Source organism: Streptomyces yerevanensis (assembly GCF_000716805.1).
GTDB lineage: Bacteria > Actinomycetota > Actinomycetes > Streptomycetales > Streptomycetaceae > Streptomyces > Streptomyces flaveus.
The window spans coordinates 1-15,043 of the sequence record NZ_JNWJ01000014.1 but is presented as its reverse complement, the minus strand read 5'-3'; the positions used below and the strand labels follow the sequence as shown (position 1 = coordinate 15,043).

The 15,043-nt window shown below is 69.6% G+C and carries 11 protein-coding genes; 7 read left to right on the top strand and 4 right to left on the bottom strand.

The annotated features are described in order from the left end of the window. Positions 1-27: 27 nt before the first annotated feature. Positions 28-1,503 carry an AAA family ATPase gene (locus OP79_RS16410; RefSeq protein ID WP_051744707.1) on the bottom strand — a complete coding sequence of 492 codons (1,476 nt, stop codon included), beginning with the start codon at positions 1,501-1,503 and terminating at the stop codon, positions 28-30. Between the two features lie 329 nt (positions 1,504-1,832). After that, the gene (locus OP79_RS16405) at positions 1,833-3,215 is read right to left on the bottom strand and encodes a cation:dicarboxylate symporter family transporter (RefSeq protein ID WP_033320963.1); all 1,383 of its coding nucleotides are present in this window, start codon (positions 3,213-3,215) and stop codon (positions 1,833-1,835) included. A gap of 140 nt (positions 3,216-3,355) precedes the next feature. Between OP79_RS16405 and OP79_RS16400 the strand changes: the two genes are divergently transcribed. Continuing rightward, on the top strand, positions 3,356-5,086 hold the full coding sequence (locus tag OP79_RS16400; protein WP_078491829.1) for an ATP-binding protein: 1,731 nt from the start codon (positions 3,356-3,358) through the stop codon (positions 5,084-5,086). Beyond that, the gene (locus OP79_RS16395) at positions 5,083-5,769 is read left to right on the top strand and encodes a response regulator (RefSeq protein WP_033320962.1); all 687 of its coding nucleotides are present in this window, start codon (positions 5,083-5,085) and stop codon (positions 5,767-5,769) included. Before OP79_RS16400 ends, OP79_RS16395 begins: the two co-directional genes overlap by 4 nt. 89 nt (positions 5,770-5,858) lie before the next feature. Here the strand turns inward: OP79_RS16395 and OP79_RS16390 are convergent, their stop codons facing one another. After that, a complete protein-coding gene (locus OP79_RS16390; RefSeq protein ID WP_033320961.1) occupies positions 5,859-6,398 on the bottom strand; it encodes a hypothetical protein in 540 nt (179 codons plus the stop codon). A 212-nt stretch (positions 6,399-6,610) separates the two neighbouring features. Between OP79_RS16390 and OP79_RS16385 the strand changes: the two genes are divergently transcribed. From OP79_RS16385 to OP79_RS16375, 3 genes are read left to right on the top strand one after another with little or no spacing between them, the layout of a single operon-like run. Beyond that, positions 6,611-7,990 carry an extracellular solute-binding protein gene (locus tag OP79_RS16385; RefSeq protein WP_169786199.1) on the top strand — a complete coding sequence of 460 codons (1,380 nt, stop codon included), beginning with the start codon at positions 6,611-6,613 and terminating at the stop codon, positions 7,988-7,990. A 52-nt stretch (positions 7,991-8,042) separates the two neighbouring features. Further along, positions 8,043-8,987, top strand: coding sequence for a carbohydrate ABC transporter permease (locus tag OP79_RS16380; protein ID WP_033320959.1), 945 nt, complete (start codon positions 8,043-8,045; stop codon positions 8,985-8,987). Between the two features lies 1 nt (position 8,988). Then, positions 8,989-9,834 carry a carbohydrate ABC transporter permease gene (locus OP79_RS16375; protein WP_033320958.1) on the top strand — a complete coding sequence of 282 codons (846 nt, stop codon included), beginning with the start codon at positions 8,989-8,991 and terminating at the stop codon, positions 9,832-9,834. Here OP79_RS16375 and OP79_RS16370 read toward each other — a convergent pair. Then, positions 9,824-11,962 carry a tetratricopeptide repeat protein gene (locus OP79_RS16370; RefSeq protein ID WP_033321168.1) on the bottom strand — a complete coding sequence of 713 codons (2,139 nt, stop codon included), beginning with the start codon at positions 11,960-11,962 and terminating at the stop codon, positions 9,824-9,826. The two genes, OP79_RS16375 and OP79_RS16370, sit on opposite strands and share 11 nt — an antisense overlap. A gap of 109 nt (positions 11,963-12,071) precedes the next feature. On the opposite strand from OP79_RS16370, the gene OP79_RS16365 reads away from it, so the two are divergent. Further along, positions 12,072-12,959, top strand: coding sequence for a 5'-methylthioadenosine/S-adenosylhomocysteine nucleosidase family protein (locus OP79_RS16365; RefSeq protein WP_106972405.1), 888 nt, complete (start codon positions 12,072-12,074; stop codon positions 12,957-12,959). Between the two features lie 118 nt (positions 12,960-13,077). Further along, complete coding sequence (locus OP79_RS16360; protein ID WP_051744705.1) at positions 13,078-14,949, top strand: tetratricopeptide repeat protein; 1,872 nt, start codon at positions 13,078-13,080, stop codon at positions 14,947-14,949. Positions 14,950-15,043 lie beyond the last annotated feature (94 nt).

Genomic DNA, 15,043 nt, shown 5'->3' with positions numbered 1-15,043 from the left:
GGCAAACGGCCAGGCGACCGCATCGACCTACTCGTCGTCTTCCTCGATCAGCCAGTCCTCGTCGTCCTGGTCGTCGTCGGGGTGCTTTACCCCCAGCAGCCGCCGCGTCAGGCGGTCGCGGTCCGACAGCAGCTCGTCGACCGCCGTCCGGAGGTCTGCCGTCTCCGTGTGGTCCGCCTCGCGTTCGGCGGAGATGAGCACGGCCCGGCGTATCAGCTCCTTGGTGAAGGAGGCCGTCACGCCCTCGGTGCGGGTGACGATCTCCTCGGTGATGTCCTTGCCGAGGTCGAGGTCGGCTCCGTACAGGCCGAGGAGGCGGGCGCGGCCGTCGGCGTCCGGGAGGGGGATCTCGACGGCGAGGTCGACGCGGCCGGGGCGCTGGACCAGGGCCGGTTCCAGGAGGTCGGCCCGGTTGGTGGTGAGGAGGAACGCCACGTCGGCGTCGTCGCCGAGGCCGTCCATCTCGTTCAGCACCTGGAAGAGCAGGGGCTGTGCACCGCCGTCGTGATCGCGGGCCTCGGCGACCAGGTCGACGTCCTCGAGGACCACGAGCGCGGGCTGGAGCATACGGGCGAGCCGGCACGCGGGGCCGATCGCACCCATGCTCGTACCGGAGAGGACGACGACCGTGAACTCCGGGAGGTGGGAGAGGAGGTAGCGGACGGTGTGGGTCTTGCCGGTGCCGGGCGGCCCGTACAGGAGCAGTCCGCGGCGCAGATGCTGGCCCGCCGCGCGCAGCCGCTCGCGGCGCCTGGCCACCCCGACGACCTGCCGCTCCACCCGCTCCAGAAGACCGGACGGCAGGACGATCTCCTCGCGTGTCAGCGTGGGCCGGCGGTGGAAGCGGAACGGGCCGAGTCCGTTGTCGAACTCCGAGCCGTCGAAGGAGAGGATCTGCCCGCGGTAGATGTTGTGCTCGAGCATCAGCGCGTCGATGTCGGCGAGCAGCCGGTGCGCGAACTCCTTGTCGGCGGCGAGGACTTCGAGCTCGACCTTGTTGCGTCCGTACTCGTCCGCCGGGCCGCGCAGCAGCAGAGCGAACCGCTCCTCGCCCTCCTGGCCGAGGTAGAACCCGAAGGAGACACAGGCGAGTTCGTCGTCCGGGGAGACCGGCAGATGCGCGTAGTCGACGGCTCCGAGTACGAACCGGTCGTACAGGTTCGCCGATTCGAGGATCTCGCCCAGCGTGAGGTCGCCGCGGCTCTCCGAGCCGGTCATCCCGATCAGCTCGTGCGTCCGCCCCTCGACGGCGAACCAGCGCTCCAGGGCCAGATGGACATTCGGCAGTTCGTACGGGGGGTAGGCGGCCTTGACCACCGGCTGGTCCCCAGGCGCCGTACGCAGATGAGCACGGAGTCGCTTGGTGAGATCACGGTAGCCCTCCCTGCGCTTGGGCCGGGCGACCGCCAGAAGGAACTCATGGAAGAGACCGTCGATCTCGTCCAACGAGTACGGCTCCTCCGACGTCTCCTCCGTGCCGGTGACCACCGAGTCGTCCCCCATGCGCACCTCCGTACCGTTCCGCTCCACTTACGGCTCTTCAGCCTGAGCCTTGCGCAGGGAGGGGTCAAAGGCTTTTCCGGCGGCGGGAGTTGGGACGGTGACAGCAAAGGCTCAGCCCGGCCACCGAGTTGGTGACCGGGCTGAGCAACTGAAACCGGGCGGCTGAGCGACGGGGGAGGCACCCAGCCGCCCGGGGTTTCGGGGGGGGCGCCCCGCAAGGGGCGCGGGGCTGTGTCGATTTGCGGCTCCGCCGCGTGGGCGCGACCAGCCACAACGGACCCGCAGCCGGCTACCGCCCCACAGCCCTACGGCGGCTACCCGTACAGCAACTACGCCTTCGCGAGCTCCTTGTCCTCACCCTCGCGAGAAGCCTCCCCATCCCCGGCGGGAGCCTCATGGTCGTCGAGAAGCGTCTTCTCGTCGAACGGCAGGTTCCCGGCAAGAACCTGATCGACCCGCTCACGGTCGATCTCCTTGGTCCAGGTACCGATCAGCACCGTGGCGACCGCGTTGCCCGCGAAGTTCGTCAGGGCGCGCGCCTCGCTCATGAAGCGGTCGATGCCGACGATGAGACCGATGCCGTCGACCAGGGCGGGCTTGTGGGACTGGAGGCCACCCGCCAGGGTGGCAAGACCCGCACCGGTGACACCCGCCGCGCCCTTCGAGGCGACCAGCAGGAACAGCAGCAGCGGAATCTGCTCGCCCACCGACATCGGCGTACCCATGGCGTCGGCGATGAAGAGGGACGCCATGGTCATGTAGATCATGGTGCCGTCGAGGTTGAAGGAGTAGCCGGTCGGGACGGTGATGCCCACCACCGGCTTGCTGACGCCCAGGTGCTCCATCTTCGCGATGAGCCGCGGCAGCGCGGACTCGGAGGAGGAGGTGGACAGGATCAGCAGGAACTCACGGCCCAGGTACTTGAAGAGCGTGAGGATGTTCATGCCCGCCACCACTCGCAGCAGCGCGGCCAGCACGATGAAGACGAAGAGGAAGCACGTGACGTAGAAGCCGAGCATCAGCACCGCGAGACTCTTGAGAGCGTCAAGACCCGCGGAGCCGGTGACCGCGGCGATGGCACCGAAGGCACCGATCGGGGCGGCCCACATCACCATCGCGAGGATGCGGAAGACGAGGCGCTGGATGTGCTCGACACCGCGCAGGATCGGCTGACCGGCGTCGCCCATGGCCTGCAGTGCGAAGCCGGCGAGCAGGGCGACCAGGAGGGTCTGCAGGACCTCACCGCCGGTGAACGCGGAGACGATCGTGGTCGGGATGATGCCGAGCAGGAACTCCTCGGTGGTCTTGGCCTCCGTGACCTGCGCCTGGCCGGTCTCCTTGATCGCGTCGGTGACCGCGAGGCCCGTACCCGGCTCGACGATGTTGCCGACGACCAGGCCGATGCCGAGCGCGACCAGCGACATCACCGTGAAGTAGCCGAGTGCGATGCCACCCACCGCGCCGACCTTCGCGGCTTTCCGTACCGAGCCGATGCCCAGCACGATGGTGCAGAAGATGATCGGCGAGATCATCATCTTGATCAGGTTCACGAAGCCGGTACCGATCGGCTTCAGTTCGACCGCGAAGTCGGGGGCGACCAGACCGACGGTGATGCCGAGCACCACCGCGATGATCACCGCGATGTAGAGGTAGTGGGTGCGATCCCGCTTGCCAGCGGGTGCGGTAGCTGCCGTTTTTGACGTATTCGTCACGGCTGCCTCCTTGACGTCATCGTCGCATCACCGGCGTGCGGCTCACGTCCGGGGGTTGGGGTGACTATCCCGTGCGCTGTGAGGCCGGTCACCCTTCCGTTCATTTAGTTCACATGGACGCAACGAGGCAGACTGATTCCATGCGTATCCCCCGGCCCCGCAGCCTGGCGGGCCAGCTCTTCGCCATGCAGGCAGTTCTCGTCGCCGTCGTGGTGGCCGGGTGCGCCCTGTTCACGTACGTCAGCGACCGCAGCCAGACCGAGGACGCGGCGCGCCGTCAGGCCTTGGGCGTGGCCAGTTCCGTAGCGGACTCGCCCTCCGTACGGCAGGCCATCCGTACTCCCGATCCTTCGGCGACCCTCCAGCCGTATGCGAACGAGGTGCGGCGACATGCGCACGTCGACTTCGTCACGATCATGAACACGAAGGCCATCCGCTGGACGCACCCCGACAAGAACCAGATCGGCCGGCCCTTCCTCGGCCACACGGAGGACGCCCTCAAGGGCGAGCCGTTCACGGAGGTGTACACCGGCACGCTCGGCCCGTCCGTCCGGGCCGTCACGCCGATCTACGACAACGGCCGCATCGTCGGCCTGGTCAGCGCGGGCATCCGGGTCGAGGCCATAAGCGAGCGGGTGCAGGACCAGGTGACGGCGCTGTTCGGCGTCGCGGTGGGCGCACTGGCGCTGGGCGCCGTCGGCACGTACGTGGTCAACGCCCGGCTGCGTCGCTCCACCCACGGGATGAACGCGAGCGAGCTCAGCCAGATGCACGACTATCACCAGGCCGCGCTGCATGCCGTACGCGAGGGGCTGCTGATGCTCGACGGCCAGTTCAAGGTGGCGTTGATCAACGACGGCGGGCGCGAACTGCTCGGGGTGGACGGCGATGTGATCGGCCGCTCGGTGGCGGACCTCGGGCTGCCCGCCCCGCTGACGGGGGCTCTGCTGTCGGCGGAGCCGCGCGTGGACGAGGTGCATCTCACCGCCTCCCGGGTGCTCGTGGTGAACACCTCGCCGGTGTCGGGCGGTGAACGCCGGGGCACGGTCGTGACCCTGCGCGATGTCACCGAACTCCAGTCCCTGATGGGCGAGTTGGACTCGGAGCGCGGCTTCACACAGGCGCTCCGCTCGCAGGCGCACGAGGCCGCGAACCGGCTGCACACGGTGGTCTCCCTGATCGAGCTGGGCCGCGCGGACGAGGCGGTCGACTTCGCCACGGCCGAGCTGGAACTGGCCCAGGCGCTGACGGACCAGGTGGTCGCGGCGGTGAGCGAACCGGTGCTCGCGGCCCTGTTGCTGGGCAAGGCGGCCCAGGCCAACGAGCGGGGCGTCGAGCTGGTCGTCTCGGAGGACAGCAGCATCGACGACGGCCTGCTGCCGGACTCCCTCCCCGCCCGGGACCTCGTGACGGTGCTCGGCAACCTGATCGACAACGCGGTCGACGCGGCCCAGGGCTCGGTCGGCGCCCGCGTCACGGTCACCGCACTCGCCGACGAGTCGGGCCTGGTCCTGCGGGTCTCCGACACCGGGGACGGCGTGGACCCTGCCCACACGGAGGCGGTCTTCCAGCGCGGCTGGTCGACCAAGCCGTCCGGTCCCGGGGGCCGGGGGCTCGGCCTCGCGCTCGTACGGCAGGCCGTCAGCCGCCACGAGGGGACGCTGACCGTGACTGAGGCTGCGGGGGGCGGGGCGTCGTTCGAGGCGCGGTTGCCGTTGCCGGGGACGGAAACGAAGGCGGAGACGGGGCGGGCTGCTTTGGAGGAGGCTTCGACAGGGCGATTTTCGGCCAAGGGGACTAAGGTCCACGCCGAGCCCGAGTCCGGGCCCGAGCCAGCTCCGCAGCCCACCCCGCACGGAGGCACCGTATGAGCACGCCCTCCAAGGACATCCGCGTCCTGGTCGTCGAGGACGACCCCGTCGCGGCCGACGCGCATGTCATGTATGTGGGGCGGGTGCCCGGTTTCACGGCGGTGGGGAAGGCGCACACCGGGGCGGAGGCGCGACGGGCGCTGGACCGGATGCCGGTCGATCTGCTGCTCCTCGACCTCCATCTCCCGGACGGGCACGGCCTGCAGCTCGCCCGCTCGCTCCGCACGGCCGGCTATCACGCGGACGTCATCGCGGTCACCTCCGCGCGGGACCTCACGGTGGTACGAGAGGGCGTCTCGCTGGGCGTCGTGCAGTACGTCCTGAAGCCGTTCACCTTCGCCACCCTGCGGGACCGACTCGTGCGGTACGCGGAGTTCCACGCGGCGGCCGGCGAGGCCAGCGGCCAGGACGAGGTGGACCGGGCGCTCGCGACCTTGCGCGCACCGAGTCCCGCGGAACTGCCCAAAGGACTGAGCGCGCCGACACTGGAGCGGGTGACCCGGGCGCTGCGGGACTCCACGGAGGGGCTGACCGCGGCGGGGGTGGCGGAGGCGGTGGGGATATCGCGGATCACTGCCCGGCGGTATCTGGAGCATCTGGTCGATGCGGGCAGGGCGGGGCGGAGTCCTCAGTACGGGCAGGTGGGAAGGCCGGAGTTGCAGTATCGGTGGATCAAGGGGTAGGCGGCGAGGGGCGGTTGGCACGGCGGCGGCCTCCGGTCAGTCCGGATCGCTCCCGGATCGCCCATCGCCCGAAGGCCATCGGCGTACCGTCAAGCAGAGGTGAACACCCCGGCGTACACCAGGAATTGGGCACCCAGCCCCGCGACAGCGAGCGCCTCCATCACGGACACCGCCAGCAGGCCCCCGGTGACCTGACCACCGGCCCAGTACACAACGAGCCCCGCCAACGGCACGACGCAGAAGGCGAGCAGATCGATCCCGCACTGGATGGCTTTGCGGGAGGCCCTTCGGGAGTCACCGCGATGTACGGTCTCCCAGCCGAAGGCGCCCTCAGTACCGGCGAGTTGGGCCAGCCGAGGCCCCAACTCGCCCCGTACGTAGGCCCCGATCGCCGAGATCTTCTCGTCGTTCACGAGGTAGGTCCACCCGAGAACGACACACACCGGCGGCAGGGCGAGCAGCATCGACGCCTGCTTGGCCTGGGCGGCCGCGGCGATGACGGCGGCGACGACCGCGAGGGTGACGTACAGCAGGTTGTCCCGGAACCCGATCCGCGCCTTCTGCTCGTCCTTCACGCTCGCGTACTCGGCGAGCAGCAACTGGCCTGTGGTGACGTCTTGTTCCGGCACGTCTCTGTCCCCCTTTGCGACGCCCAACGTCTCTGCTGGTCAGGCGACTCGGCAGTACCTTAAGCGTGTGCCGCAGGCTGGAGACACCGCGGGGATGTCCGGGCCAAGCCCAAGTCCGAGCCGCTGCAAGGTCATTGACCTGACTAGACCACCGCTCTTACGTTCACGATGCAGCCAAGCTCGGCCACAATGACGTCGGCCAGTAGGAGGTCGTGCCCGTGCGCCCCACCGCCGCTCCTCTTCTCCTCGCAGCTCTGCTCGCCGCCACCACTCTCTCCGCCTGCGGCGGCGGCTCCGGAAGCGACCCGGACACCATCGAGGTCTCCTTCAAACAGTCCACGGACAACTCGATCAAGGTCCTGGACACCTACCTGGCCGACATGAAGAAGCAGTTCGAGAAGGCGAACCCGGGCAAGAAGGTCAAACTCGTCCCGATCAAGGCGCCGGACTCGGAGTACTACACGAAGCTCCAGCAGATGCTCCGCTCCCCCAAGACGGCCCCGGACCTGGTGTACGAGGACACGTTCCTCATCAACTCGGACATCACGAGCGGGTACTTGAAGCCCCTCGACCCGTACCTGGAGAAGTGGAAGGACTGGGACCAGTTCATCGACACGGCCAAGGCGGCGGCCAAGGCCGAGGACGGCAAGACGTACGGCGTTCCGGACGGGACCGACACCCGGGGCCTCTGGTTCGACAAGGGAATCTTCAAGAAGGCGGGCCTGCCGGAGAACTGGCAGCCGAAGACGTGGGACGACGTCCTCGAAGCCGCCCGGACCATCAAGCAGAAGGTCCCCGGCGTCATCCCGCTCAACGTCTACACGGGCAAACCGGCAGGCGAAGCCTCCGCCATGCAGGGCTTCGAAATGCTCCTGTACGGGACGGGCAACTCAGCGAGCAAAGACGAAGATCCCCTCTACGACACCGCGTCCAAGAAATGGATCACCGGCAGCCAGGCCTTCAAGGACGCCCTCACCTTCGTGGAGACCGTCTACAAAGAGAAGCTCGGCCCCGACGTGTCGGACGCCCTCGACCCGAACATCGCGACCCGGGTCCGCGGCGAGTTCCTCCCCGAGGGCAAGCTCGGCATCAACCTCGACGGCTCCTGGCTCCCGCAGGACTGGCTGGAGGGCAGCGGCCACGAATGGCCGGAGTGGTCGGAGAAGCTGGGCCTCGCGGCCATGCCGACTCAGAACGGCCAGGCCCCCGGCAAGGTGAGCATGTCGGGCGGCTGGACCTGGTCGATTCCGTCCAAGGCGGCCAACCCCGACCTGGCCTTCAAGTTCATCGAGACGATGCAGACGAAGGCGAACGCGCAGAAGTGGTACATCGCCAACTCCGGTATCGCGGTGCGGAAGGACGTCGCCGAGGACCCGGAGTACGTGAAGGCGCAGCCCGGCATCAAGTTCTTCACGGACCTGGTGTCCATTACGCACTACCGTCCCGCCTACCCCGCATACCCGAAGGTCTCGACGGCGATCCAGGAGGCCATGGAGGGCGTGACGACGGGCGACAGCTCGGTCGAGGAGGCGGCGAGCGGCTACGACGAGGAACTCAAGTCGGCCACGGACAACCAAGTGATCAAGAAGTGAGCGAGAAGCGGGAGTTGAGCGAGGAGGTTGAGCGAGAAGTGAGCAGCCGTTCATGACCGCCGCGCCCCCGGCCGGTCCCGGCGTCATCAAGACCGCGCCGGGACCGGCCGTCCCACCGCCCACGCCGAAGATTCGCTCCCTGCGCCGCGCACTCACCCGAGCCCTCCCCGTCTCCCCCGCCGTCGTCCTCCTGGTCCTCTTCCTCGCGGGCCCCATCGCGTACTGCGCCTACATCGCCTTCACGGACCTCCAACTCACCGGCCAGGCCGAGTCGTCCTTCGTCGGCTTCGACAACTTCCGCGACGCTTTCCAGGACGCGGCGTTCCTCAACGCCGTATGGCTGACGCTGGTGTTCACCGTCCTCAGCTCCCTCATCGGCCAGAACACCCTGGGCCTTGCCCTCGCCTCGCTGATGCAGCGCGCGTCAAAGCCCGTTCGCACGCTCACGGGCGGCATCGTGATCACGGCCTGGGTGCTGCCGGAAGTCGTGGCAGGCTTCCTCCTGTACGCCTTCTTCCGCCGCGAAGGCACGTTGAACGCCATTCTGGACTGGCTGCATCTCCCGTCCCAGAACTGGCTGTTCACGCTTCCGATCCTGGCCGTCTCCTTCGCCAATGTATGGCGGGGCACGGCTTTCTCCATGCTGGTGTACTCGGCGGCGCTGAATGAAATCCCGAAGGAGATCACGGAAGCGGCGGAGGTCGACGGGGCGGGCGGCTGGCGCCGCATGTGGCACATCACGCTGCCGATGATCAGACGTTCCATCGGCACGAACCTGATGCTCAACACGCTCCAGACGCTGTCGGTCTTCGGCCTGATCTGGGTCATGACGAGAGGCGGCCCGGGAAACCGCAGCCAGACCCTCCCCCTCTTCATGTACGAACAGGCCTTCCAGAAAAGCATGATCGGGTACGGAACCGCCGTGGCCCTGCTCCTCCTCCTGGTCGGCTCGCTCTTCTCCCTCGTCTATATGCGCCTGCTGCGGACGGAGGTCTGAGATGCCCGTAGCGCCGACCCTCAAGTCCCGTCGCGCCAACCGCCGTTACGCCGCTGACGCCGGCCTCCTCGTCGTAGCGGCCGCCTTCGTCCTGCCGCTGGCCTGGGTGGTCCTCTCCGCCCTGGACCCGGACGCCGGCCTGCAGGTGAAGATCCCCGACGGCGTCACCCTGGACAACTTCGACGCCGTACTCGAACCCGACATCACCTTCACGCCCCTGCTCAACAGCCTGATCCTGTGCGGCGGGGCGACCCTGCTGACGGTCGTCTGCGCGGCTCTGGCGGCCTACCCGCTGTCACGGTTCCGGTCCCGGCTCAACCGGCCGTTCCTGCTGACGATTCTCTTCGCCACGAGTCTGCCGATCACGGCGATCATGGTTCCGGTGTACGCGTTGTTCGTGCAGGTGGATCTGATCGACACCATGCAGGGCACGATCTTCTTCTTCGCGGCTTCTCAACTTCCTTTTGCCATTTGGCTGATGAAGAATTTCATGGACGGGGTGCCGAAGGAGTTGGAAGAGGCGGCCTGGACGGACGGCGCGTCGTCGTTCCAGTCGCTGCTGCGGATCGTGCTGCCGCTGATGGGGCCGGGGGTGGGGGTGGTTACGGTCTTCTCGTTCGTGATGATGTGGGGGAACTTCTTTGTGCCGTTCATGCTGCTGCTGAGTCCGGATCAGATGCCGGCTTCGGTGAGCATCAATGACTTCTTCGGGAATCGGGGGACGGTGGTTTATGGGCAGTTGGCTGCGTTCTCGGTTATTTATTCGACGCCGGTGATTTTGTTGTATGTGCTCGTCGCGCGGAGGTTGGGCGGGGGGTTTGCTTTGGGTGGGGCTGTTAAGGGGTGATGGGGGTGGGGGCCGGATCCTTGTCCGTTCTGTCGGCCCAGTTGAGGGCTTGGGTGGCTTCGGTGGGGGCGTTGGCGCGGGTGTAGGCGTCGGCGGCCTGGAGCCAGCAGGCGCGGGCGTCGGAGGGACGGTGGGCAGTCTGGTGGGCGAGGGCCAGGTTGTGGAGGGTCTGGCCTGCCCGGTACCAGTCCTCGAACTCCCGGTAGGTCTCCAGGGCCTTGCCGTACGCCTCGACCGCCTCCCCCGCCCGGCCCTCCTCCTGCAGGGCGAGGCCGAGGTTGTTCCACGCGGTGCCCTCGCGGTGGCGGTTCCCGGCGGCCTGGTGCAGGGCGCGGGCGCGGGTGTGGGCGTCGACCGCCTCCGCCACCCGGCCCGCCCGCCGCAGGGCGGTGCCGAGGTTGTTCCACGCGTCGGCCTCGCCGTGGCGGTCCCCGACCGCCTGGAACAGGTCGCGGGCCCGGGTGAGGGCGTCGATCGCCTCCCCCGCCCGGCCCGCCTCCTGCAGGGCGATGCCGAGGTTGTTCCACGTGTCGCCCTCGCCGTGGCGGTCCCCGGCCGCCCAGTACAGGTCGCGGGCCCGGGTGAGGGCGTCGACCGCCTCCGCCACCCGGCCCGCCTCCTGCAGGGCGAGGCCGAGGTTGGTCCACGCGATGGCCTCGCGGTGGCGGTCCCCGGCGCGGTGGGCAGCTTCCCGGGCGGCCCGGCTCACGGTGATCGAGTCGTCGAAGGACCGCCGCCAGGACAGGTACTCCGCCAGGCTTGCGGCCAGCCGCACCGCCGTGTCCGCGTACTGCTCCTCCGACGCCCACTGCACCGCCGCCACCAGCCCGGCCCGCTCCCCGTCCAGCCACTCCAGCGCCTGCGCCCGGTCGGTGAACCGTTCCGGCGCCGGCATCCCGGGCAGCCAGCGCAACCGGTCGTCGGCGGCCTCCGCCCACCGGCAGTAGAACTCCAGCAGCCGCCCCCGCGCCGCCTCCCCCTCCCTCACCAACTCCGCATCCCCTGCCACCACACCCGCCCCGAACGCCCGCACCAGGTCATGCAGCCGCCACCTCCCCCGCCCATTCCCCCGCTCGACGAGATGCGTGCGCGTCAGCGCGTCCAGGGCGCGGGTCGGCGGAGCGTCTGCCTCGGTCAGGACGGTGACGACCTCGGTGCTCACGTCAGGCCCTGGGGCAAGAGACAGCAGGCGGAGCAGGCGGGCCTGCTCGGGTGGCAGACGTCGGTATGACAGATCGAAGGCGGCGCGGACACTCCGCTCGCCATCGTCGAGGTGGGTGAGCCGGTCGCGGAACTCGGTGAGTTCGGCGACGAGTTCGGCTACGGGCTTGCCCCGGTCCAGCACCAGCAGAGCAGCCGCGATCTGGAGGGCCAGCGGCAGATGCCCGCAGCGGGAGGCGAGTTCCGCGGCTGCCTCGGGCCCATCGGCGACGCGGCTGTCGGACGGGTCGGCGATCCGCAGGGCGCGGTCGAGCAGGGCGTAGGCCTCCTCCGGCGTCAGCTCCTCCAACGGCAGGAGTCGCGCGCCCAGTTGGGGCAACTTGTTGCGAGAGGTGACCAGAAGACGGTGCCGCGTGTTGCCGGGAAGCAGGGGGCGCACCTGCTCCGGAGAGGACGCGTTGTCCGCCAGGATCAGCACCGCGCCCCGCTCCCGAGCACGCTCGGCAAGGGTCGAACGGTAGAGCGCGGCCCGTTCGTCCGCAGTGGCCGGGATGTGCTCCGGAGCCGTACCCAGCGCACGCAGCAAGGCCTCCAGCGCCTGGTCCGCCGTAACGGGATCGTCGTCATACCCGTGCAGGTCCATGAAGAGCACCCCGCCCGTGAACCAGCCCCTCCCGCACGCCTCGTGCGCCGCCTCCACCGCGAGCGCCGTCTTGCCGATGCCGCCGAGCCCGGACACCGCCGCGACCAGCACGGCGGCCGGCCTCTCGGGCGCGGACGGGTCGAACGCGTCCAGCAGCGCACGCAGTTCGCCGTCCCGGCCGGTGAAGCCGACCGCCTGCGCGGGCAGGGCATCCAGCGCGGTGGGCGCGGGCCCGTGCTCGTGGTATTCCGCCTTGGCGGTGAAGGACCCGGGGAACTTCGCTCCCCGGAAGTCGAGGTGGTCCCCGTCGTACTCGTTCGTCATCGCGCCGTCCCCCGTGCCGCCTCCGAACATCGCGTGACATCACGGTACGCCGCACCCACCCCGCCCAACACACGCTCTGGACATGCAACTTGGCAGTACCGTTGAGAGCGTGCCGGAGCCAATGCCCACCGTAGCGATCCTCACCGCGCTGTCCCTCGAATACGACGCCGTACTCGACCACCTCACGGATGTCGAGAAGCTCACGCATGAGCGCACCGGCACGCGGGCCAGGCGAGGGAAGCTCCCCGGCACCCCCTGGCACGTCGCCCTGGTCGACATGGGCGAGGGCACGCTCACGGCCGCCACGATCACCGAGCGGGTGATGACGTGGCTCGACCCCGAGGCCGTGCTCTTCGTCGGGGTCGCGGGCGGTCTGAAGGACGACATCGGCATCGGCGACGTCGTGGTCGCGACCAAGGTGTACGCCATCCACGGCGGCAAGCAGACGCCCGACGGTTTCCTGAACCGCCCCGAGGCCTGGCGCGCCTCACACCGCCTGGAGCAGGCTGCCAAGGAGGCGTTGCGCGGGAAGGCCCACTTCAAGCCGATCGCGGTCGGGGACGTCGTCCTCGCGGACAGCGACTCCGAACTCGCCCAGCGCATCAGGGCGAGCTACAACGACGCCGTCGCCATCGAGATGGAAAGCTCCGGCGTCGCCCACGCCGTTCACCTCGCCGGTGAGGCGGGCGCGTTGATCATCCGAGGCATCAGCGACAAGGCCAACGCGGACAAGTCCCGTGCGGACGCCGAGGGTTCACAGCCCCGGGCCGCCGCGAACGCGGCCAGGGCGGCGGTCGCCGTACTCCGCGAGCTGGAACCGAAGCCGACTGCCCCGCAGCCTCGTGACTCCGACTCCGACACTCGGGAGGGTCCTTTTCGCAGCTCCACGGACGCCCCGACGTACGGCGGAGACCACCTCGACTTTCGGGGGAGCACCTTTCCCGGCCCCTTCACCGCCAAGTCGGTCGGCCAACCACCGCACGGCGACGGACAGTAGCCCAGACGAAGGCCCGCACCACGGAACCGGTACGCCACAGCAGTCCCACGGCCCGGTACCCACCGCGACCACCACCCTCCCGCCCCGCCCCCTCGGCTTCACCGGCCGATCGGCGGAAATGGGCCGCCTGCTCCCCCACCTCGAACCCGCCCCGGACGGAGCCGCCGCGCTCCCTCTCCTCATCTTCGCCGTCACCGGCATGGGCGGCATCGGCAAGACAGCGCTGGCGGTGGAGGCCGCCCACCAGGCCTGCGCGAAGGGCTGGTTCCCCGGCGGCACGCTCTTCGTCGACCTGCGCGGCTACGACGACGCCCCCGTCACCGCCGACCAAGCCGTCCTCGCCCTCCTCGACGCCCTCGGCATACGCGGCCCGGATCTGCCACAGACGACGGCGCACCAGTACGACACGTACCGCAAACTCCTCGCCGAGCGACAGGATCGGACGCTGCTGATCCTGGACAACTCCTCGGACCCGTCCCAGTTCCTCCCCCTGCTGCCCGGGACGGACCACCACCGGGTGTTGATCACCTCCCGAGACCGCCCGGACTCCATCCCCGTACGCCTCATCGACCTCGAAACACTGGCCCCGGACGACTCCGCCGCCCTCGTGACCCGCGCCCTCCACAACGCCGACGAACGCGACGACCGCCCGTCCCGGGAGCAGGACGCTCTCCGCGAACTGACCTCCCTCTGCGGCCACTTGCCCCTCGCCCTCCAGATCGCCGCCGCCATGCTGCGCCGACGCCGCCACCGCGGCATCGCCTCGCTGGTGACCGAGATCAAGGAGGCCGGCGACCCCACCGCCGTACTCGACAACGGCAGTCGCGGCACCGACCTGTACGGCCGCTCGCTCGTGCTCCGCCCGGTCCTGGAGACCTCGTACCGCCGTCTCCCACCCGACCAGGCCCGACTGCTGCGCCTGCTCGCCCTCGCCCCCGGTACGGAAACGGGCACGGAGGCCGTGGCCGCGCTGGCGGACCTCGACGTGCAGGCCGCCCTAGGCCTGCTGGAGGACCTCGCCGCCACCCATCTGGTCACGCCGGTCCAGGGCTGCGAGGGCTCGGCTTCCGGTGTGCGGTGGCGGTTGCATGACCTGGTGCGGGCGTTCGGGGTGGGTGTGGTGGCAGGGGATGCGGGCTTCAGGGAGGAGGGGGAGGCGGCGCGGGACCGGGTACTGGAGTTCTACTGCCGGTGGGCGAATGCCGCCGACGGCCGGTTGCGGTGGCTGCCGGGGAAGGCGGAGCCGGAGCGGTTCGCGGACCGGGCGCAGGCACTGGAGTGGCTGGACGGGGAGCGGGCCGGGCTGGTGGCGGCGGTGCAGTGGGCGGGAGAGGAACGGTACGCGGATGCGGCGGTGCGGCTGGCGTCATGCCTGGCGGTGTACCTGGACTGGCGGCGGTCCTTCGACGACTTGATCACCGTCGGCCGTGCCGCCCGGGAGGCCGCCCACCGCGCCGGGGACCGCCTCGCCGAGGGCAGCGCGTGGAACAACCTCGGCAGCGCCCTGCGGCAGGCGGGCCGGGCGGAGGAGGCGGTCGACGCCCACACCCGCGCCCGCGACCTGCACCGGGCCGCCGGGGACCACCACGGCGAGGGCATGGCGTGGAACAACCTCGGCAGCGCCCTGTGGCAGGCGGGCCGGGCGGAGGAGGCGGTCGACGCCCACACCCATGCCCGCGACCTGCACCGGGCCGCCGGGGACCACCACCGCGAGGGCACCGTGTGGAACAACCTCGGCGCCGCCCTGCGGCAGACGGGCCGGGTGGGGGAGGCGGTCGAGGCGTACGGCAAAGCCCTGGAGATCTTCCGGGAGTTCGAGGACTGGTACGGGGCAGGCCAGACTCTCCGCAACCTGGCCCTCGCCCACGAGGTTGCCCACCGTCCCTCCGACGCCCGCGCCTGCTATCTCCAGGCCGCCGACGCCTACACCCGCGCCAACGCCCCCGACCGAGCCACCCAAGCCCGCATCTGGGCCGAAGAACAGGATTGACGTCTCTCCCGGCTGAAGCCGGGAGATTCCCGCCTGGCCGCCGTTGTTGAGCGACGGCCTTCGGGTGGTTCCTGTTTCATCACCCACCGCCCGG